The organism is Phenylobacterium sp. (assembly GCF_035944335.1).
Taxonomy (GTDB): domain Bacteria; phylum Pseudomonadota; class Alphaproteobacteria; order Caulobacterales; family Caulobacteraceae; genus Phenylobacterium.
In genome coordinates this window covers 65,780-80,703 of the sequence record NZ_DASZBG010000022.1, presented here as the reverse complement: position 1 = coordinate 80,703, position 14,924 = coordinate 65,780, and the positions used below count along the sequence as shown (strand labels likewise).

At 68.5% G+C, this 14,924-nt stretch carries 12 protein-coding genes and 2 tRNA genes; 5 read left to right on the top strand and 9 right to left on the bottom strand.

Annotated elements, in window-relative coordinates:
* Positions 1–9: 9 nt before the first annotated feature.
* The 4 genes from VGT80_RS05275 to VGT80_RS05260 all read right to left on the bottom strand — a co-directional run bounded on the left by VGT80_RS05275 (position 10) and on the right by VGT80_RS05260 (position 2,781).
* Positions 10–546: a hypothetical protein gene (locus tag VGT80_RS05275; RefSeq protein ID WP_327453561.1), complete on the bottom strand. Its 537-nt coding sequence runs from the start codon at positions 544–546 to the stop codon at positions 10–12.
* Positions 547–559: 13 nt separating this feature from the next.
* On the bottom strand, positions 560–826 hold the full coding sequence (locus VGT80_RS05270; protein WP_327453559.1) for a hypothetical protein: 267 nt from the start codon (positions 824–826) through the stop codon (positions 560–562).
* A gap of 94 nt (positions 827–920) precedes the next feature.
* Complete coding sequence (locus tag VGT80_RS05265) at positions 921–1,751, bottom strand: 2OG-Fe(II) oxygenase (RefSeq protein ID WP_327453557.1); 831 nt, start codon at positions 1,749–1,751, stop codon at positions 921–923.
* On the bottom strand, positions 1,741–2,781 hold the full coding sequence (locus VGT80_RS05260; protein ID WP_327453555.1) for a hypothetical protein: 1,041 nt from the start codon (positions 2,779–2,781) through the stop codon (positions 1,741–1,743). The genes VGT80_RS05265 and VGT80_RS05260 overlap by 11 nt, the downstream gene beginning before the upstream one ends.
* A 136-nt stretch (positions 2,782–2,917) precedes the next feature.
* On the opposite strand from VGT80_RS05260, the gene VGT80_RS05255 reads away from it, so the two are divergent.
* Together VGT80_RS05255 and VGT80_RS05250 are read left to right on the top strand one after the other, a co-directional pair.
* Complete coding sequence (locus VGT80_RS05255; RefSeq protein ID WP_327453553.1) at positions 2,918–3,877, top strand: retropepsin-like aspartic protease; 960 nt, start codon at positions 2,918–2,920, stop codon at positions 3,875–3,877.
* 282 nt (positions 3,878–4,159) lie between these two features.
* On the top strand, positions 4,160–7,216 hold the full coding sequence (locus VGT80_RS05250) for a TonB-dependent receptor domain-containing protein (protein ID WP_327453551.1): 3,057 nt from the start codon (positions 4,160–4,162) through the stop codon (positions 7,214–7,216).
* 282 nt (positions 7,217–7,498) lie between these two features.
* Here VGT80_RS05250 and sppA read toward each other — a convergent pair whose 3' ends face one another.
* The gene (gene sppA / locus VGT80_RS05245; protein WP_327453549.1) at positions 7,499–9,277 is read right to left on the bottom strand and encodes a signal peptide peptidase SppA; all 1,779 of its coding nucleotides are present in this window, start codon (positions 9,275–9,277) and stop codon (positions 7,499–7,501) included.
* Positions 9,278–9,398: 121 nt separating this feature from the next.
* Positions 9,399–9,475, bottom strand: a tRNA-Pro gene (locus tag VGT80_RS05240).
* Between the two features lie 135 nt (positions 9,476–9,610).
* On the opposite strand from VGT80_RS05240, the gene VGT80_RS05235 reads away from it, so the two are divergent.
* Positions 9,611–9,684: transfer RNA gene (locus tag VGT80_RS05235), tRNA-Gln, on the top strand.
* Between the two features lie 38 nt (positions 9,685–9,722).
* On the opposite strand, the gene VGT80_RS05230 is transcribed toward VGT80_RS05235, so the two are convergent.
* From VGT80_RS05230 to VGT80_RS05220, 3 genes are all read right to left on the bottom strand, one after another.
* Positions 9,723–10,649: a cytochrome c gene (locus tag VGT80_RS05230; protein ID WP_327453547.1), complete on the bottom strand. Its 927-nt coding sequence runs from the start codon at positions 10,647–10,649 to the stop codon at positions 9,723–9,725.
* Positions 10,650–10,683: 34 nt separating this feature from the next.
* Positions 10,684–11,136 carry a cytochrome c gene (locus VGT80_RS05225; protein WP_327453545.1) on the bottom strand — a complete coding sequence of 151 codons (453 nt, stop codon included), beginning with the start codon at positions 11,134–11,136 and terminating at the stop codon, positions 10,684–10,686.
* Between the two features lie 103 nt (positions 11,137–11,239).
* Positions 11,240–11,623: a cytochrome c gene (locus VGT80_RS05220; protein WP_327453543.1), complete on the bottom strand. Its 384-nt coding sequence runs from the start codon at positions 11,621–11,623 to the stop codon at positions 11,240–11,242.
* 222 nt (positions 11,624–11,845) lie between these two features.
* Between VGT80_RS05220 and VGT80_RS05215 the strand changes: the two genes are divergently transcribed.
* Positions 11,846–14,047: a TonB-dependent receptor gene (locus VGT80_RS05215; protein ID WP_327453541.1), complete on the top strand. Its 2,202-nt coding sequence runs from the start codon at positions 11,846–11,848 to the stop codon at positions 14,045–14,047.
* Positions 14,048–14,238: 191 nt separating this feature from the next.
* On the top strand, positions 14,239–14,916 hold the full coding sequence (locus tag VGT80_RS05210) for a TetR/AcrR family transcriptional regulator (RefSeq protein WP_327453540.1): 678 nt from the start codon (positions 14,239–14,241) through the stop codon (positions 14,914–14,916).
* Positions 14,917–14,924 lie beyond the last annotated feature (8 nt).

The following is a 14,924-nucleotide window of genomic DNA, read 5'->3' as shown; positions in this document are numbered from 1 at the left end:
CGCCCGGCTCTACTGGTCGCGGTGGACCTTGATCGATGGCTGGCCGTCGACGTTCATCAGGAAGCTGTCCAGCGAGCCGTGCCGGACCTGCACCTTGGAGCCGTGCTTGGGCGGCCGGTTGAGATCGCCGGAGATCTGCCGCCACACCGCCCCGCCCTCGAGCACGAAGGTGTAACGGCCGTTGATGTCGGTGCGGAACGCCTCGACCACGCCGTCCACCCGGTTGACGTCCTCCGGCTTTAGCGCCCGGGTGACGAACGACAGGCTGGGGACGTGAAGGCCGAAGGCCTCGCGGTGGGCCTGGGTCGCCTGGGCGCGGTCGATCACCACGATCTCGCCGTGGCTCTCCGCCTCGCCCATCTTGGCCGCGGCCGCGTCATAGCAGGCCAGGCGCTGGGCGCTGTCGGCGATCCCGCGGCAGTTCAGCACCGCCTGGAACTGAGGCGCGCGGTCGGCGGCGTCCTTGTCCTTGGCCTGGGCCGCGAGGGGCGCCGCGGCGAAGGCCGCCAGCGCGATCACCGCCGAGGGGTAGCTCAGACGCCCCATCTGTTCCGCCGGCTCAGTGCTGCATGCCGGTGACGTTCTTCTGGCTGGCGCGGATCTGCGCCTGTTCTTCCAGCCGGGCGGCGTCCATCTCGGACTTCTTGCGGCAGATCTTCTTGGGGAACATCGAGCCGGTGACCGCCTCGGTCTTGCAGACCACGTCGTCGGCGGCGGCCTTCTGCGGGGGTTTGGCGGGCGCGGCGGCGGCCGGTGGGGCGGCGGTGGTGGCCGGGGCGGCGTCGGGGGTGGCGGCGGCCAGGCTGACCAGCAGGGCAAGCAACATGTGGAACTCCGATGATTTTTCGCGCAGACGCTAAGCGCTCGCGCCCTCGCGTGCAACCGCACGGGGCGCTGCGCCGCAGCGGGACGTAACAAAGTTACACCCGCGCCCGGTCCCTGATCCATTGTGACAGCAGCCACTTCTCCCCGGCGCTGGGCGGCAGGCCGGCGTGCAGGGTGCGACGGTCCGGCGCGCCCGTCGGATCGACGTTGGCGAACATCAGCGCCTCGCCGACCTGGCCCTTGAATTTCAGCCCCACGAGCGGGAAGTCCGTCTCGCCGCCTTCGTAGCCGGTGTTCAGATAGACCAGGAAGGTGACGATCCGCTGGCCGGAGCGAGCGATGTCGGCGGCGTAGCCGGGCACGGCGACGTCGAGGAAATCGTGATGCCGCTCGAAGGTCTGGCCCGGCGCGTAGTGCAGCACCTGGATCGGCTCCAGCGCGCCCTGCGGCACGCTCACCGTGGCGGCGATGCGGGCGCGCACCGCGGCGGCCACCACGTCCAGGTCGGCGAAGGCGAATTCGAAGGCGCCGTTGTTGCGCGCCGATTCACGCCGCGGGCCGCCGGTCGCCGGGTCGAAAACCAGGGCGGGCTTCACCCGGCCGCGGGCCCGGCCGGTCAGCCAGGCGCAGACTTCGGGCGGCAGGAAGTCCGCCGCGGCGGAGACCCGGGGGCTCGCCAGCAGCCTTCGCCGCTCCGGCGCCTGCATCGTCCAGCCGTCCAGGTCGCCCAGCCCGGCCAGGGCGGTCAGCTGGCCTTGCGCGGCCGCCTCGCCCAGGTCCGCGGCGCGCGCCAGCCGCCGCAGGGCCTCGGTCCAGCTCTGCGGCTCGCCGACGCCCATGGCGGCCAGCACGGCGGTGAAGGCGACGGCCGGCGCCTCGCCCGCCGCGGCCCGGCGGCGCACCGCCGCGATCTCCTCAGGCGACACCGATCGTCTCCGCCCGCTGCAGCGCCGCGGCGACGGGCCCGTGACAGGCGGCCCGGTCCAGCCAGGCCAGGCCCCGGGCAATCTCCGCGCCCGATTCGTGACGCGCCGCGGCCAGCACCTCGCGCCGCACCTGCGGCCCGTAGCCGTATTCCGGCGCCTTGGAATAGCGCTGGAAATAGGCTGAGGCCGCCAGCCGTTCGACTTCGGCCCGATCGGCTCTCCCGTGCAAGGCCTGCAGCGCTATCGTCAGTCCCGCGATGGGATCGGCCAGGAACCGGTCGAAGTCGATCCAGGCCATCCGTCCGTCCGTCGCGTCGTCGGCGGCGCCCAGCGCCATCATCTCGCAGGCCCAGCTCATCGCCGCCTGCTCGCCCTCCGCGAGGTCTTCGATGCGCCAGGGCGGGCCGCCCAGCCGGCCGTTCAAGCGCGCCAACCGCGCCGGGGCGGTGGCGCGCAGCTCAACCCGCGAGTTGGGCCCGCCCAGGATGGTCGCCAGGTAGGTCTCCGGGCCCACCGTCATACTGAGCGCGCGGCTGCCAGGCTCCAGCGCCATCAGCTCGCCGGCGATGCCGCTCACCAGGCTGGTCGCCTTCACCAGGCTGCGCTGGTCCGGGAGCCAGGTCCGCGAATAGAGGGCCGCGAAGACCGCCAGCCGGCGGGCCCGCTCGACCGCCACCCAGGGTTCGCGCGCAGCCTTCGCCTGCGCCAAGGTGCGCAGCGCCATCGGCTCGCGCAGTGAGAACACCTTGGGATGGGTTCCCAGCAGCCGCGAGACCAGCGTCGAGCCCACGTGGCCGACGTGGAAGATGTAGTCGCAGGCGACCGGCAGGCCCCGTGCCGCCTCGGCCAGCTCGGCGAAGGTCGGTGTCAGCACCGGCCTCTGCTCCAGCCGCGTGTCCAGGAAGCTCGCCTTCTCGTAGTCGATCCGCGAGAGCTGCAGCAGCGCGACCTGGTCGGTCGGCGGGTGCAGGTCGATCGGGAACAGCTCCGGCGAGGCGCGCAGTCGCGATGGCCAACTCACGGCGGTCATGGGCGTCCATTGCGGGCGTTCCGCCGCGACGGTCAAGGCGAGGGCGCGCGGCCGGCGCGAGATGTCGGCTTCCAAAGCCGCGCGCGGCGGCGATAATGACCCCATGTCGGGGGTGGCGTGGTCGAGACGGACGGCGATGGCGGCCCTGGCCGTCGCGGTCGGCGGATTCCGGGCGCCGGCCCAGGCTTCGCCGCCGGATCCAGGACCCGCCGGCGGCGCGCCGCGAACCTTCCTCGAGACCGCCTTCGATCAGGCCCGTCGGCTCGCCGTCCCGGTGTTCGTCAACGGGCGTGGGCCTTTCGACTTCGTGGTCGACACCGGCTCCAATGTCTCGGTGGTGGCCACCGAGGTGGCCGAGACCTGCCGCCTGCCCGAGGCGGGCGCCGCCTTGGTGCACGGCATCCTCAGCGCGGAGCCGACGACCCTGGTGGCGGTCAGCCGCCTGCGCGTCGGCAAGGTGATCTCCGCCGGGCTGCGCCTGCCGCGCGCGTCGGCCTCGAGAATCGGCGCTGACGGCATCCTGGGGCTCGACATGCTGCATAGCCGCCGGATCGTCCTCGATTTCCAGCGGCAGACCTTCGAGATCAGCCCGTCGGACGTGGGCGCCCAGCTCGGCGAGGCGCGCAACAGCCGGCTCGCCGCCCCCAACCAGCCGGTCACGGTTCCGGCCCGGTTCCAGGATGGCCAGCTGGTGATCATCGACGCCGAGGCCGTCGGCCAGCCGGTCACCGCCTTCCTCGACTCCGGATCGCAGGTGACGGTGGCGAACGGCGCGGTTCGCGCCGCGGCGCTCGCCCGCCGGCCCGAGCTCGCCAACCACCTGATCCATTCCGAGCTGATGAGCGCCACCGGCCAGCGGGCCCCGGCCGAGTTCGGGGTGCTGCCCGGCCTGCGCCTGGGCGGCCTGCCGATCGAGGCGCCGCTGGTGGCCTTCGCCAACCTGCACATCTTCGACCTGTGGGACCTGCAGTCACGTCCGACGGTCCTCATCGGGGTCGACACCCTGCGCCGGTTCGACCGGGTGGCCTTCGATTTCGGCCGGAAACTGATCACCTTCTGGCCGCTCACGGGACCGGCCTTGCGGCTTCCCGGATAAGGTGCGCTCGACCCACCGCCCGGCGGGTCGCGGTACGGACGTGACGGTTTTGCCCGCTTTCCGGGCATGATGTTGCCGCTGCGGCATTGGGTCGCGACCTATGTGACCTGAAAGCGACATGCGTCCCGCCGAAGCTACGCCGGTACGCGATGGAGGTTGACCGAAAGCTTCGCCGTTACGTAACTGCGTTATTAACCGGGCATGTTCGTGCCCCGGGGGCATACGTAATTTTGGGGGCGGTCCCGCCGCGAAGGACGGGGCCACGGAGGTAACAACTTGAAAATGCACGTGACTCGGGAGCGCCTGCTGGCCTCCTCGATCCTTGGTGGCGCGGCCCTGCTGGCCGCCATCGCCACGCCCGCCGCCGCGCAGACCAAGGCGGCCACCACCGAAGTCGAAGGCATCGTGGTCACAGGCTCACGGATCGTGCGCCAGGACTACACCGCCGACAGCCCGATCGTCACGGTCGGCGCGGAAGCGCTGCAGAAGACCGGCGCGGTCTCGGTCGAGAAACTGCTGAACCAGCTTCCGCAGTTCATGCCGAGCGTCACCGACACCTCGAACAACCCGTCCAACAACGGCCAGGCCAACATCCAGCTGCGCGGTCTCGGGACCGCCCGCACCCTGGTGCTGATGGACGGCCACCGGATCACGCCGTCGAACCCCTCGGGCGTCATCGACGTGAACACCATCCCGATCGCCCTGATCGAGAACATCGAGACGATCACCGGCGGCGCCTCGGCGACCTACGGCTCCGACGCCCTCGCCGGCGTCGTGAACTTCAAGCTGAAGCACCACTTCCAAGGCATCCAGATCGACGGCCAGTACGGCGTCACCGATCGACGTGACGGCCAGACCGAGACGGTGAACGTCACGCTCGGCGGCGACTTCGACGAGAGCCGCGGCAATGCGGTGATGGCGTTCAGCTACGGCAACCGCGCCAAGATTTTCAACAGCGCCCGCGCCTTCTCCGCGGTGAGCGGCGCTTCCGGCACCCTTCCGCAGGGCGTCTGGCCGGTGAACGGCGCGACTCAGGCGGCGATCGATTCGGTGTTCGCCAAGTACGGCATCGCCCCCGGCACGGTCAAAAGCCCCGACAAGCTCGGGTTCAATAACGACGGCACGCTGTTCTTCAATGGCGTCAACTACAAGGGCCCGCTGACCCCGGACTTCGCGACCATCCCGCTGGGCGTCGGCAGCGTTCCGACCGGCAACTACAACACCGGCGTTCTGAACGAGCTGCAGCTGCCGCAGACGCGCTACAACGTGTTCAGCCGCGTCGAATACGACGTGACGCCGGAGATCAAGGCCTACGGCCAGGCCTATTTCACCAACTATACCGCCGACACCGAGTTGGCGCCGTCTCCCGCCGCGTCCAGCCCGACCGGCACGGCCACGGGCCTGGGCAGCACCGGCTTCCTGGTGCCCTTCCATACGGTGGTCAACGGCGTGACGCTGACCAACCCGTTCATCCCGGCGGACCTGGCGACCCTGCTCAACTCGCGCGCCACCCCGACCGCGCCGTTCCTGCTGAACAAGCGCTTCAGCGAAGTCGGTCCGCGTCACGAGAACGACGAGTACAACGTCTATCAGCTGCAGCTCGGCGCCTCGGGCAAGGTCGGGTTCAAGGACTGGACCTGGGACACCATGCTCGCCTACGGCAAGATGGATCTGCTCGTCACCCAGACCGGCAACGTCAGCCACGCGGCGGTTCGCAGCCTGCTCGAAGCGCCCGACGGCGGCGCCAGCCAGTGCACCGGCGGCTACAATCCCTTCGGCCTCAACCCGGTCTCGGCCTCGTGCATCGCCTTCATCTCGCGGACGACCAAGAACTCCGAGACCTACGTTCAGCGGCAGGCGGAAATCAACTTCCAGGGCGGCGCGTTCGACCTCCCGGCGGGCGAAGTTCGCGTCGCGGCCGGCGCCGACTATCGGCGCGACAACTTCAGCCTGACGCCGGACTCGGTGCTGTCGACCAACGACATCTCTAACCTCGGCACCGTGCTGCAGAACAAGGCGCCGGGCGTGGTCGGCTTCAACGCCCAGAACCCGCTGAACGCCGGCACGGACGTGTACGAGCTGTACGGCGAAGTGCTGATCCCGATCCTGAAGGACCTGCCGTTCGTCCATTCGCTGAACGTCAACATCGGCGGCCGCTTCTCCGACTATTCCACCGTAGGCGGCATCAACACCTACAAGGCCGACGTCGAGTGGAAGCCGATCGAGCAGTTCCTGATCCGCGGCGGCTACCAGCGCGCCATCCGCGCCCCGAACATCAACGAGCTGTTCGCGCCGCAAGGCCAGAACTTCCCCTCGATCGGTCCGGCGATCACGTCCACTGGCGCGCCCGCGGGCCTCAACAGCGGCGACCCCTGCGATACGCGCAACGTCTACCGCACGGGCCCGAACGGCGCCCAGGTCCGGGCGCTGTGCTTGGCGCAAGGCATTCCGACCTCGCTGATCGACACCTATGTCTACAACAACACCCAGATCCAGGGCACGACGGGCGGCAACCCGAACCTCATCCAGGAAACCGCCGACTCCTATTCGGTCGGCGCGGTGTGGCAGCCGCACTTCGACATGGAGCTGTTCCGCCGCTTCAGCGCTTCGGTCGACTACTACAACATCGACATCAAGAACGCGGTCGGCACGGTGACGGCCTCCAACGCCGTGGCCAAGTGCTTCAACGCCGACGGAACGTCGAACCCGACCTATTCGAACAGCAACTTCTTCTGTTCGCTGGCGGTGCGCGATCCGCTCACCGGCCAGTACGGCAACAGCCAGCAGACCAACGCCAACCTGGCCGAGTTCAAGACCGCGGGCGTGGACTTCCAGGTCGACTGGAGCTTCGGCCTCGGCGCGGCGGGTCTCGACGACAGCTATGGCACCGTCGGCCTGAACGTCATCGCCAACATGCTCACCGAGATGCAGGTGCAGCTGCTGCCGAACGGACCGTTCCGCGATCTGAAGGGTTCGATCGGCGACCAGTCGATCACCAACGTCGGCAACGCCTTCGCCAAGTGGAAGACCTTCACGACCCTCAACTACGGGATTGGGCCGTTCTCGGCGTCGTTCCGTTGGCGCCACGTGGACAAGATGATCGACCAGTCCTGCATCGGGAAGTCGACCTGCACGGCGGCCAACCCGCCGGCGGTGGACTACTTCGACGTCTCCGGCGCCTGGAAGATCAACGACAACTATGAGATCAGCGGGGGCGTGAACAACATCGGCGACAAGCAGCCGCCGTTCTTCACCTCGTTCATCCAGGCGAACACCGACCCGTCCACCTACGACGTGCTCGGTCGCCGCTACTACGTCGGGGTCAAGGCGCGCTTCTAGGCCGTCGAACCACGATCGGGAGAACCGGGGGCGGCGGAGCGATCCGCCGCCCCTTCTTTTTGATAAAGGCCCAGGCGGCGGAGCGATCCGCCGCCTTTTTTTGACGCTACGTCCCCCGTGAGCGGTGGCGGACGGGGGAGGGGGACCGCACGCCGAACGATGCGGAGGGCGGGCGGTGAAGGGGGCGAGCCAAGCGCACTGCGCCAGCACGTCCCTCCGCCGCCCGATTTTCACGGCGTTCGGCCAATGGTCCTGGCTCCCCGCTGAGGCGGGGCGGGCAGGTCAGTGCAGCCGGTCGGGGGCGAGCACCATGCTCTGGTGGCCTTCGCGCAGCCGGGCCTCGGCGAGGTTGTCGAGGATGCCCTGGGCGCGCGGATCGCCGAACACCCAGGCCGCGGCCGCCAGGGTCCGGGCCGAGGTCGCCGAAACGCCCACCATCCGCTCCACCGCCTCGAAGGGCGAGGATTGCGGGGTCATGCGCCGCAGTCGCGGCTCGCCGGAAAGACCCGCCAGGCTCTGCGCCTTGGCCACCGCGTCGTAGAAGCCGCCCACCTCGTCCACCAGGCCCAGCTGCTTGGCCTGCACGCCGGTCCAGACGTGGCCCTTGGCGATCTCGCGAACCCGGTCGGGCGGCAGCTTGCGGCCCAGGGCCACGCGGGCGACGAAGTTGTCGTAGATGCGGTCCATCCACTGGGAGAGGGCCGCCTTCTGCTTGGGCGTGAATTCCTGGCCCATGCCGAAGGCGCTGGCGTAGTCGCCGCCGACGCCCAGGTGGCGCACGTCCACCCCGAAGCGCGCCAGCGCCTCGCCGATCGCGAACTTGCCGCCGAACACTCCGATGGAGCCGGTCAGGGTGGAGGGCTCGGCGATGATCGAGGAGGCCTCGGAGGCCACCCAATAGCCGCCGGAGGCGCCATAGGTGCCCATGGAGACCACGACCGGCTTGCCCGCCGCCTTGGCCGCGCGCACTGCATCGAGGATCTGTTCCGAGGCGGTGTCGGACCCGCCCGGCGAATTCAGCCGGAACACGATGGCCTTCACGTCCTTGGCCTTGGCAGCCTGGTAGAAGGCGTCGGAGAGGTCGTCGGAATAGATGTTGGAGCCGCGGCTGAACGGGCTGCGCGCGCCGTCCTTGCCGGTGACGATCGCGCCCTCGGCCTCGATCACCGCGATGGACGATCCCACGCGGCTGGGCCTTGGCCGGTGGCCGCGGGCGAAGTCGTCGAAGTCGATCAGTTCGGCGCCCGCGCCGGCCCGGCGCAGCAGCATGTTCGCCGCCTCGTGCTCCTGGCCGACCTTGTCGATCAGCTTCAGCCGCTGGGCGTCCTCCGCCAGATAGGGCCCGGCCTCCAGGCTGGTGCGCAGCACCGCGGGGTCGAGCTTGCGGTCGGCCGCGGCGGCGGCCAGGTCGCTGGTATAGATCGAGCCCATCCACGACAGCTCGGCCGCGCGGTGGGCGGGCGTGTAATCGTCGTAGAGGTAGCCGTTGACCGCGTTCTTGTACTCGTAGCGCTGCTCGTAATCGGCCTTGACGCCGTACTTGTCGAAGGCGCGCTTGAAGAACAGGTCCTCGTTGGAGATTCCGGTCACCTGGAACGAGGCGCCCGGCTGCATCCAGAACTCGTCGGCGGCCGCGCCCACCTCATAGGTCGCCGTGACCGTGCCGGCCGGATATAGCCCCTGGCTGAACGCCACCACCGGTTTGCCAGAGGCGCGGAAGTGCTTGATCGCCAAGCGCAATTCGTCGGCGACGCCCGGCTCCATGCCGTCTTCCGGCAGCCGGATGAGCAGCGACTTCACATGCTCGTCGCTTTCCGCGCGGCGCAGCGCCACGATGATCGACATCACCGATTGCGAGCGGCCGCCGATCCCGGCCAGCGGGCTCTGCGGCGACTGGTCGGTCAGCGGGTCGCGCAGGTCGAGCTGCAGCACCGCCTTGGCCGGCAGCGGGCCAGGCCCCGCGGCGTTGGCGGCCATGGCGATCAGCACGAACGGCACGCCGATGAGGAAGATCATGAGGCCGGCGAACACGCCCGCGGCCGTGATCAGGAACTGCTTCATCGATGCGAAATCCGGCGTCAGGCGCCCCCGCAAGGATTTGGGGCGCAACCACCGCCTGTCGCACACTCTGAGGAGCGCGGAAAGTGACTGATGGGGGACTTAGGTCGTCGCGGGGAGGAAATGGTCGGAGTGGCAGGATTTGAACCTGCGACCCCCGCGTCCCGAACGCGGTGCTCTACCAGACTGAGCCACACTCCGACTTGGGAGCGCGCCTTATAAGGGAGTGAACTGACCGCGGCAAGCCGGGCCCAACGCGGCGTTGCATCGCCTGAAACCGTGCGCTACATCGGCGCCTCCGCGGAGGGGGCGAACCCTCTCCTGCGCCGTTCCTGCTGGGGGATGGTGTAATGGTAACACTGCGGTTTTTGGTACCGTCATTCTAGGTTCGAGTCCTAGTCCCCCAGCCACGGCCCGCCTTTCGTCGCGAAGGCTTGCGCGCGGCCGATCAGCAGGTCTTGTGCTTCCCGTTGCCGGGCATCGGCGGCAGGCCGTGGATGTAGATCGCGATCGCGGTCACGTCCGCATCGGTGAGCTGGCTGGTGGAGGTGACCACGTTGCGCATGCCATCCGGCTCGTTGAAGCACTTGTCCGTGCCCGACTTCAGGAAGTCGGCGAGCTCCTCGACCGACCAGTCGCCGATGCCGTCCTTCGAAGGCGTGATGTTGCTGGCGAAGCGGCCGCCGGCCTCGAGATTGGGCGCGCCCGCGTAGAGCCGCCCCTCGTCCATGCCGCCCAGCATGTTGCGGGCGGTGTGGCACTCCGCGCAGTGGGCCGGGCCTTCGGCGAGATAGCGGCCGCGGTTCCAGGCCGCCGACTGCTTCGGATCGTCGGCGTACTCGTGCGGGTGGAAGTAGAGCAGCTTCCAGAAACCGACCGCGCGGCGGATGTTGAACGGGAATTTCAGCTGGTGCGGCTGGCTGGGCGTCTCCACCGCCGGCAGGGTCTTCAGATAGGCGTAGAGGTCGCGCACGTCGGAGGTCTTCAGCAGGCTGTAGGCCCCGTAGGGGAAGGCCGGATAGAGGTGGCCGCCTTCGTCGTCCACGCCGCGCTTCATGGCGTTGACGAACTCCAGCTCGGTCCAGCCGCCGATCCCGTGCGCCTTCGAGGGCGAGATGTTCGGCGTCACGAACAGCCCGAACGGGGAGGCCAGCTTGACGCCGCCGGCCAGCACCGTGCGGTCCTTCTGACCCGGCGCCATGTGGCAGGCCGAACAGTTGCCGGCGTTGAACACCTCGCGCCCGTTGGCGAGGTCGGCGTGGTAGCCGGCCGCCAGCACCGAGGGCGGCAGCTTGCTGGGCGCGGTCAGGAACCAGGCGGCGACCAGGCCGGCCAGCACGACGACGGCCAGTCCGACGAGAACCCGCCTGAGCATCGCCGCCCCCTTGGTCCCAGCCGCGCGCGCGGCCCTAGGACTTCTTCGCCCGGTAGTCGTCGTGGCAGCTCTTGCAGGCGCCGCCGAGCGCCTTGAACGAACTCTTGAATTCATCGACGTTGGCGCTCTTGCCCGCCGTCGTGGCGGCCGCCGCTAGGTCGTCCAGCTTCTTGTCGAAGTCGGCCCTGTTCTCCCAGATCTTCGGCAGGGCCTCGCTCTTGGGGTCCTTGTCGCTGCCCTTCGGGAATAGGCCGTGGGCCTTCTTGGCGTCGGCGGCGATGCCATCCATGATCGCCTTCACCTTGGCCGCGTCCCAGGCCTCCTTGCCGGTGACGTAGGCGGAGGCTTCCTTCACCGACTGCCCAACGTGCTTCATCGTCGCCTGGCGTTCCTCCACGGGATTGGCGGCGCCGGCGGCCGAGGCGGCGACGATCAGGGAAAAGCCAATGCCCGCGGCGGCGGCGAGGGCGGTTCGGAAAGGGATCATCTGGGACTCCGGAAATGCGCGTCGGTGAGTATGAGCGCCACCTTGGACGATTCAGTGCGGCGCCGTCGAGAGGCTCGGCCGGCAAGGTCGAGCCCCGCCCGGGTTATTTCTGCGGCGTGGCCGGGGGCGGCGGCGCGGGCGTCGGGGGCGGCGCGGCCGGATCGGTCGGCGCGGCTGCGGGCGCGGCGGCCGGCGCAGTCCCCGTGCCGAGGGCCGTCGACAGATAGGCGATGATCGACTTTTCCTTGTCGGCGTCCATGACCGCGCCCATCGACTTCATCCGGCCTACCACATCGACCCATTCCTCGGGCGCACGGTGGCGCGCGGAGATGACGGTCGTCGCGTGGCACTGGCTGCAGGTCGTGGCGACGTCGGCCTTGCCCGGCCCCTCGGGCAGGTCGTCGGCCTGGGCGAACACGCGGCCGGCGCTCAGCGCTGCGAGCGCGGCGGCGCAGACCGCCGCGACGCGGTGGACAGGAATGGTCATCGATCCTCCTCGGAGCCGGAACTCGGTCTGGTCAAGCCAAATAGCGTTGAATTTGCGCCTAGGCCAGACGGCCAAGTCAAAGCTCCCAGGGGCGCCATGGCTCCGGGCGATATCCGCGCAAGACATTCGCTCGTGAGAGAATGAGTATTGACGGCATAGCGAATTCTCGCCAGCTTCCGGAACGCGCCGAAGAGCGCCGGGCAAACTGGTTGGGAGGGAATCGTGAAGATCCACGCTTTGTGGCTGAGCGCGTCTGTGCTGGCTCTGGGATGGAACGGCGTCGCCGCGGCGCAGACCTCACCAGGCGGAAACACGCCCTCGGGGTCGAAGGCCAGCAGCAACCAGGTCTCCGAGGTCGTGGTCACCGCCGACCGCCGCACGACCAACCTGCAGACCACGGCCATCGCCGCGACCGTTCTGAGCCAGGACGACCTGTTGCGCGAAGGCGTCAACACCGTCGACCAGCTGCAGTTCGTCTCGCCCTCGCTCACCGTCAACAACTTCGGCCAGGGCAACAACATCGACATCCGCGGAATCGGCAAGGGCGAGCACAACAGCCAGACCACCACCGGCGTCATCACCTACCGCGACGGCGTGGCGACCTTCCCGGGCTATATCCAGGAGGAGCCGTACTACGACATCGCAAACGTCGAGGTGCTACGCGGGCCGCAGGGCACCTTCTCCGGCCAGAACGCCACCGGCGGCGCGCTCATCGTCACCACCCAGGACCCGCAGATCGGCGGCGGCTACACCGGCTATGTGCGCGCCCACTACGGCAACTACAACGATGTCGGGGCCGAAGGGGCGGTCAACCTGCCGATCAGCGATACCTTCGCCGCGCGGGTCGCCTTCTACGCGCAGCACCGCGACACCTTCTACCACCTCACCGGCCTCACCCAGGGCGACCCGGACCTGAAGTGGGGAGCGGCGCGCCTGTCGCTGCTCTGGAAGCCCATCGACGCCCTGCGCGTCTCGCTGAAGGTGGACTACGGCTACCTGGACAATGGCGGCTACTTCGGCGACCCGATGGCCACCAAGGGGACCGACCACCTCTTCGACCTCGGCTATAACGGCAAGACCTTCGCGCTCGACACCTATCTGCGCACCGCCTTGCGGGGCGACTACACCTTCGACGACGGGGTCACCTTCCGCACGGTGACCAGCTACCAGTACGGCCGCTCAGGTTGGAAGGGCGACATCGACGGCACGGCGGTCAACGCGGCCGACATCAACGAGGTCGTTCCGGTGACCATCTGGTCCCAGGAATTCAACCTGATCTCGCCCACCACCGGCCCGCTCAGCTGGATCGCGGGCGCCTACTACTCCCACAGCGACTATGCCTTCCCGTACTTCGACATCGGCGTGCCGCCCGGCATCATCAACGCGGATCTCGCCGGCCACAACCTGACCCACACCTACGCCGCGTTCGGGCAGGTGAGCTACAAGCTGCCGCACGGCTTCGAGCTGCAGGCCGGCCTGCGGTACTCGACCTGGAGCACCACCAACAACGTGCTCTACTTCATCCCCCAGTTTGGAACGCTCCTCAACCAGGTCCAGCATGAGACCGAGACCGGCGACAACCTGACCGGCAAGGTCACGCTGAACTGGGACCTCGACGATCACAACTTCCTCTACGCCTTCGTCGCCACGGGTGCGAAGCCAGGCGGCCTGAACGTCTCGCTCTACAGCTTCCCGCAGGTGCCGATCCCCGCGCCGTTCAAGCAGGAATACGTCACCGACTACGAACTGGGCTGGAAATCGAGCCTGCTGGACAACCACATCCGCACGCAGATCGGCCTCTATTACAACAACTTCGAGCACTTCCAGGTCATCGTCCCGCTGCCGAACGACCCGATCCACACGACCGAGCAGAACAACCCGAAGGCCACCGTCCTCTACGGCTTCGAGGCCTCGGCCCAGGCGGTGTTCGGGGCGCTGACGCTCAACGCCAATCTCGGGATCGAGCGCAGCAAGCTGGGCCAGGTGTTCATCTACGATCCGCGCCTCGCGGCCGCCGGCATTCCGGCGCCTGCGCGCGGCGCCTGCAACCAGGTGTCCGGCCCCGCGGCGCCCAATTGTAGCGATCTCGGGGGCCATCCGCACACCTACGCGCCGGACTTCACCGCCAACATCGGCGCCCGCTACGATTTCCACCTGGCGAACGGCGACCTCCTGACGCCCAGCGCCAACTTCTCCTATATCTCCGAGCAGTGGTCGACGCTGTTCGACAACCGCGCGGCGGGCGACCACCTGGGTCCGCGGCAGATCCTCGGCGCATCGCTCGCCTGGACCCACGGGCCGCTGATCACCACTCTCTATGGCTACAACCTGACCGACCGGCGCTACATCGCCGCAAACGTCTCGCCGATCCGGCTGGCCGGTGCGCCACGCCAGTTCGGCATCAGCATCATGAGACCCTTCTAGGGGTTCCTCCCCCATTGGCCGCCGCGCCGCTCGCGCGGCCGGCGGCCACCCTTTTCTCTCATTCCGCCAAGGTCCATGTCATCCAGCGCCTTCACGGCAACCTTCGCATTCGGCGGCGGCGATCCCGCCCGGCGGAGATTGACAAGACCCGCTCGCGTGCCGACTACGCATGGGGTGAAGGGGCTAGCCTGATGCCACAGGGTCCAACGGCCAAGCGGGTCCGCCGCACGAAGGCGGAGCAGCGCGCGGAGACCCTTGAGCAGATCCTCGACGCGGCGGAATACCTGTTCTCGCGGCACGGCCTGCACGGCGTCACCCTGCGTGACGTGGCGCTGCGCGTGGGGGTCCACACCACGCTCCTGCATTACTATTTCAAGGACAAGCGAGACCTCTTCGAGAAGGTGTTCGCCCGCCGCGCGGGCATTACCAGCGGCCGACGCATGGAAGCCCTGGAGCGCTACGAGGCCGAAGCCGGCGACAATCCGACTGTCGAGGGCGCCCTGCACGCTTTCCTGGACACCGACCTCGACCTCTATGTCGAAGGCGGCGAGCCGTGGATGAACTATGCCGCCTTCGGCGCGCGGGCCAGCAACACCCCCGAGGGCGCGGCGCTGATGGACGTCTATTTCGATCCGGTGGTGCTGAAACTCGTCTCCATCCTCAAGCGCGCCCTGCCGGACATGCCAGAGGAAGACATCTTCTGGGGCTACCACTTCGTCACCGGCTCGCTGATGAACACGCTGGCCCGCACCGGCCGGATCGACCGGCTGTCCGGAGGGCTCTGCAAGTCCGGCGACTTCATGGCCGTGAAGCGCCGGATGGCCCGCTTCATGGCCGCAGGTTTCCTGGCCTTGAGCAAAGGCGTCTGAAGGGGATA